This window comes from Streptomyces sp. NPDC026062, from assembly GCF_055568375.1.
Genome location: NZ_JBVHOQ010000105.1, coordinates 1 through 5,050, shown reverse-complemented (window position 1 = coordinate 5,050; position 5,050 = coordinate 1). Strand labels below are relative to the sequence as shown.

Here is a 5,050-nt window from a genome sequence, read left to right as displayed (position 1 = left end):
ACGACGAACAGATACCCGGGCACCACCGCGTACCGGCGGAACGTTCGTCGTTCGAGGAGACGCCCCGGAGGGGCACCGGACCCCCACCCACCGGGGTGACGCGAACCCGCAACGCGGAGCACCCGCACCCCCACGGAGCACCCGCACCGAGCCCGTCCGGCGATTGAGGACGGAACCCCGCGCCCCGGACCGGGGCAACGGACAGGGCCTCGCTGCCGCCCGCCCAAGGGCCCCCTACTACGCCGTGTACGTCTCCAGCCACGCCGGGAACTCCGTCAGGGACGGCAGGACGACGTCCGCGCCCGCCGCGCGCAGCTCCGCCTCGTCGCACGGTCCCGTCGTCACGCCCACCGAGAAGGCGTCCGCGGCCTGGGCGCCGCGTACGTCGCCCGTGTGGTCGCCCACGTACACGCCCGCTCCGTGCGCGCGCAGCGCCTGGGCCTTCGCCTCGGCCCAGAGGCCGCCCACGATCACGTCGGGTTCGATGCCGAGGTGTGCCAGGTGCAGCTTCGCGTTCGGCTCGTACTTCGCGGTGACGACCATCGTCCGGCCGCCCAGCGCACGGATCGCCTCGATCGACTCCCGCGCCCCGGGCATCGCGAGCGACGGGCCTATCGCGTAAGTGGGGTAGATCTCGCGGTAGCGGTCGGCCACCGCGGCCACGTCGGCCGCCGGGAACCAGTGTGCGATCTCCTGCTCCAGGGGCGGTCCCAGCCGGCTCACCACCAGATCGGTGTCGATGACCGCCCCCGTCTCCGCCGAGAGCGCCACGAACGCGGCCGCGATGCCGGGGCGTGAGTCGATGATCGTCATGTCCAGGTCGAAGCCGACCGTCAGTACCTGCGTAGCCATGTCCTCCATTGTGCCGACCACCGCTCCCCGCACACCCCCGGACGGCCCCGCACACCCGACGCTTAGACTTAGCCAAGCCTTACTTTGCTTGGCTTTGTTTTGCTTTGTTTCGCTTGTCGATGGGGTCCGATGTCAGCCGCCGCACCACGCCGCTCCAGACGCGCTCTCGCGACGGCGGCCGCCGTCGTGGCGCTGCTGGTCGCCGTACTGCTCAGTCTCGCCGTCGGGGCGCGCTCCATACCCCCGTCCGAGGTGTTCGACGCACTGGTCCACGGAGGGCACTCCGACGCCGCCGAGGTCATCCGGAACATGCGGGTTCCCCGCACCCTGATCGGCCTGATGGTCGGCGCCTCGCTCGCCCTCGCCGGGACGGTCCTCCAGGGCATCACCCGTAACCCCATCGCCGACCCCGGCATCCTCGGCATCAGCCAGGGGGCTTCGGTCGGGGTGGTGCTCGCCATCGCGTACGCGGGGATCCACACGCTCACCGGATATGTCTGGTTCGCCTTCGCGGGGGCGGCCATCGCCTCCGTCGCCGTGTACGCCATCGCCTCCAGCGGGCGCGGTGGCGCCACCCCGGTGAAGCTCGCGCTCGGCGGCGCCGCGATCAACGCACTGCTGGTGTCGGTGACCATGGCCGTGCTGACCACGAAAGCGTCCGCGCTGGACGAGTTCCGGTTCTGGCAGGTCGGCTCGATCGCCGGCCGCGAGGCCGAGGTGGCCCAGCAGATCTGGCCGTTCCTGCTGCTCGGCACGGTGCTCGTGCTCTGCGTCGCCCGCGGCCTCGACGCGCTCGCGCTCGGCGAGGACATGGCGAAGGGCCTCGGGCAGAAGATCGCGACCGTACGGATCGTGGGGGGCATCGGTGCCACCGTGCTCACCGGGGCCGGGGTCGCCGCGGCCGGGCCGATCGCGTTCATCGGCCTCGCCGTTCCCCATATCGCCCGTGCGGTCGTCGGCAGCGACCACCGCTGGGTGCTCCCGATGGCCGCCCTGATCGGACCCGTGATGCTGCTCGTCTCCGATGTCATCGGCCGGATCGTCTTCCCGCCGAGCGAGGTGCCCGCCGGAGTCATGACGGCCCTGATCGGGGTGCCGTTCCTGGTCACGCTGGTGCGCCGGAAGGCGGTGCCCGCATGAGCGCCCCCACGGCCGCGGTGCGGCCCGCCGGGTACAGCCTCGTGACGATCGGAACGCGCGGACGGTTCCTCCTGCACCGCCGGGCCTCGGTCGTCGCCGCGTCGCTCGTCGTGCTGCTGGCCGTCGTCTGTGTCGCGTACCTCTGCGTCGGCGAGAGCTTCGTCGCGCCGTCCGAGGTCCTGAACGTGATCCTGGGACGGCCCTCCCCCGACGAACTCGTCGTGGGCACGCTGAGGCTGCCGCGCATGATCGTCGGGCTGCTCGTCGGCCTCGCGTTCGGGATCGCCGGCGCGCTGATCCAGACCGTGGCCCGCAACCCCCTCGCAAGCCCCGACATCATCGGCATCAGCCAGGGCGCCAGCGCGCTCACGGTCGGCGCGATGACGTTCGGCATCACCTCGTACACCGTGCTGCCGTACCTGTCGGTGATCGGCGGCGTCGCGGCCGCGGCGCTCGTCTACGCCTTCGCATGGCGCGGCGGGCTGCACGCCACCCGCTTCGTCCTCATCGGCATCGGCTTCGCGATCGCGCTGCGCTCGGTCACCACCCTGTTCCTGACCAAGGGCGACTATCTCGTCGCCCAGCAGGCGCAGATCTGGATGACGGGGTCGCTCAACGGCCGGGGCTACGACGAGGCCGCGCCCATCGGCTGGACCCTGCTGGTCCTGCTGCCCGCCATCCTGTGGGCCGCCCGCGCCCAGCGGTCCGTGTCCATGGACGACGACACGGCGACCGCGCTCGGGGTCCGGCTGGGGCGGGTACGGCTGGGGCTCGTCGCGCTCGGTGTGATCCTGGCGTCCGTGGCCACGGGGACGGCCGGACCGGTCGACTTCGTCGCGCTGCTCGCCCCGCAGATCGCCCGCCGCATGACCCGCACCGCGCAGATCCCGCTGCTCTGTTCGGCCCTGCTCGGCGCGGTGATCGTGGTCTTCGCGGACCTGCTGGCACGCAGGCTCTTCTCCCCCACCGAACTGCCGGTGGGCGTCCTGACGGCGGCGGTCGGCGCCCCGTATCTGATCTGGCTGATCATCCGCGGTCACGGTGGCCGCTCGGGAGGCAACGCATGACCACGACCCGACAGCAGGACGTCGCGACCAGCCGGCTGACGGTGCGCGAGCTGACCCTGGCCTACGAGGACCGCACCGTCGTCCACGAGCTGGACCTCGCCGTCCCCGACGGCAAGGTCACCGTCATCGTCGGGCCGAACGCCTGCGGCAAGTCGACGACACTGCGCGCGCTCGGCCGGCTCCTCAAGCCGCGCGGCGGGGCGGTGCTCCTGGACGGCACCGAGCTGTCGAAGATCCCCACGAAGAAGATCGCCCAGTCGATCGGCCTGCTCCCGCAGACCCCCGTGGCCCCCGAGGCGATCACCGTCTCCGACCTCGTCGCCCGTGGCCGCCAGCCCCACCAGCACTGGTGGCAGCAGTGGTCCCAGGAGGACGAACGGGCGGTGACCGAGGCCATGGAACGCACCGACATCACCGCGCTCGGCCCCCGGTCGGTGGACGAGCTCTCCGGCGGGCAGCGCCAGCGCGTCTGGATCGCGATGGCACTCGCCCAGGACACGGACCTGCTGCTCCTCGACGAGCCGACCACCTACCTCGACATCGCCCACCAGGTGGAGGTCCTCGACCTGGTGCGCCGGCTCGCCGCCCCGGCCGCCGACGGGACCCGGGGCCGGACCGTGGTGACCGTGCTGCACGACCTCAACCAGGCGGCCCGCTACGCCGACCACCTGGTCGCCATGAAGGCGGGCCGGATCGTCGCCGAGGGCCACCCGCAGGACGTCGTCACGGCGGAGCTCGTACGCGAGGTCTTCGGCCTCGAAGCCGTGATCGTCCCGGACCCGGTGACGGGATCCCCGCTCGTCGTGCCGGGTGCGCCCTGGCAGCCCACGGCTTCCTCCTGACCCACACCACCCACGGAAAGGCCCTTCATGTCCACCGCCCAGCGCCGCCGCGGCATCACCCTCGGCGCCCTCGCCCTGACCGGCACGCTCGCGCTCTCCGCCTGCGGTTCGTCCGACTCGGACTCCGACAGCGCCGGCACGGACGCCGCCGCGACCCACACCGTCAAGACGGCCATGGGTGACGTGAAGGTCCCCGTGGCACCCAAGCGCGTCGTCGTCCTCGACACCGGCGAGCTGGACTCCGCGCTCACCCTGGGTGTCCAGCCCGTGGGCGCGACCCACTCGGCGACGGAGGACGGCTTCCCCACATACCTTCCCGCGGACAAGACGAAGAAGCTCACCGAGGTCGGCGAGATCGCCAACCCGAGCATGGAGGCCGTGGCCTCCCTGAAGCCTGACCTGATCCTCACCAGCAAGGTCCGCGACGGAGACCGGTACAAGGAACTCAGCGCCATCGCCCCCACCGTGATGACGGAGTCCACGGGCAGCGCCTGGAAGGAGAACTTCCAGGTCCACGCCGAGGCGCTCGGCAAGCAGGCCGGGGCGAAGAAGGTCATCGCCGCGTACGACGCCCACATCGCGAAGGTGACCGAGGCGATCGGCGGCAAGGAGAAGGCGGCAGCCACGGACGTCAACTTCGTCCGCTTCGTCGAGGGCGCCGACATCCGCATCTACGGCAAGCAGAACTACATCGGCTCGATCCTCGCCGACCTCGGCATGGGCCGCCCCGCCATCACCGACAAGGCCAAGGACGGCTTCTCCTACGACGTCTCCCCCGAGAAGATCGACCTCGCCGACGCGGATGTCGTCTTCACGTCCACGTACGGCGACCCGGACAAGGCGGGGACGACGAAGACGATGAAGAGCGGCCTGTGGAAGGGGCTGACCGCCTCCAAGAACGGCAAGGTCTTCAAGGTCGACGACCGCCTGTGGATCGCCGGCATCGGCTACACGGCGGCGGGCCAGATCCTCGACGAGTTCCAGACGAAGATGGCGGGCTGACGGCGGGGGCGCATCCGTTGCCCCGGTCCGGGGTGCGGGTCGCTCCGCGTTGCGGGGTTCGCCTTGTCCCGGTGGGTGGGGGTCCGGTGCCCCTCCGGGGCGTCTCCTCGAACGACGAACGTTCCGCCGGTACGCGGTGGGACCCGG

General features: G+C 71.4%; 5 protein-coding genes. 4 read left to right on the top strand and 1 reads right to left on the bottom strand.

The genetic code is table 11. The annotated features are described in order from the left end of the window. Positions 1-237: 237 nt before the first annotated feature. Positions 238-852 (bottom strand): HAD family hydrolase, encoded by a 615-nt coding sequence (locus ACZ4LX_RS37840; RefSeq protein WP_467650667.1) that lies wholly within the window; start codon positions 850-852, stop codon positions 238-240. Between the two features lie 129 nt (positions 853-981). Between ACZ4LX_RS37840 and ACZ4LX_RS37835 the strand changes: the two genes are divergently transcribed. Genes ACZ4LX_RS37835 through ACZ4LX_RS37820 form a run of 4 tightly spaced genes read left to right on the top strand, consistent with a single transcriptional unit; the run spans position 982 to position 4,903 of the window. Continuing rightward, positions 982-1,992 (top strand): FecCD family ABC transporter permease, encoded by a 1,011-nt coding sequence (locus ACZ4LX_RS37835; RefSeq protein WP_467650666.1) that lies wholly within the window; start codon positions 982-984, stop codon positions 1,990-1,992. After that, a complete protein-coding gene (locus ACZ4LX_RS37830; protein ID WP_467650665.1) occupies positions 1,989-3,059 on the top strand; it encodes a FecCD family ABC transporter permease in 1,071 nt (356 codons plus the stop codon). Before ACZ4LX_RS37835 ends, ACZ4LX_RS37830 begins: the two co-directional genes overlap by 4 nt. Then, entirely contained in the window at positions 3,056-3,901 is an 846-nt protein-coding gene (locus ACZ4LX_RS37825) for an ABC transporter ATP-binding protein (RefSeq protein ID WP_467650664.1), read from the top strand. The genes ACZ4LX_RS37830 and ACZ4LX_RS37825 overlap by 4 nt, the downstream gene beginning before the upstream one ends. A 27-nt stretch (positions 3,902-3,928) precedes the next feature. Next, positions 3,929-4,903, top strand: a complete 975-nt coding sequence (locus ACZ4LX_RS37820; RefSeq protein ID WP_467650663.1) for an ABC transporter substrate-binding protein — start codon at positions 3,929-3,931, stop codon at positions 4,901-4,903. Positions 4,904-5,050: the final 147 nt, after the last annotated feature.

What these genes read in the sequence shown, in the direction of transcription:
- ACZ4LX_RS37840 (WP_467650667.1), bottom strand. Translation starts at nt 852, where the DNA reads ATGGCTACGCAGGTACTGACGGTCGGCTTCGACCTGGACATGACGATC.
- ACZ4LX_RS37835 (WP_467650666.1), top strand. Translation starts at nt 982, where the DNA reads ATGTCAGCCGCCGCACCACGCCGCTCCAGACGCGCTCTCGCGACGGCG.
- ACZ4LX_RS37830 (WP_467650665.1), top strand. Translation starts at nt 1,989, where the DNA reads ATGAGCGCCCCCACGGCCGCGGTGCGGCCCGCCGGGTACAGCCTCGTG.
- ACZ4LX_RS37825 (WP_467650664.1), top strand. Translation starts at nt 3,056, where the DNA reads ATGACCACGACCCGACAGCAGGACGTCGCGACCAGCCGGCTGACGGTG.
- ACZ4LX_RS37820 (WP_467650663.1), top strand. Translation starts at nt 3,929, where the DNA reads ATGTCCACCGCCCAGCGCCGCCGCGGCATCACCCTCGGCGCCCTCGCC.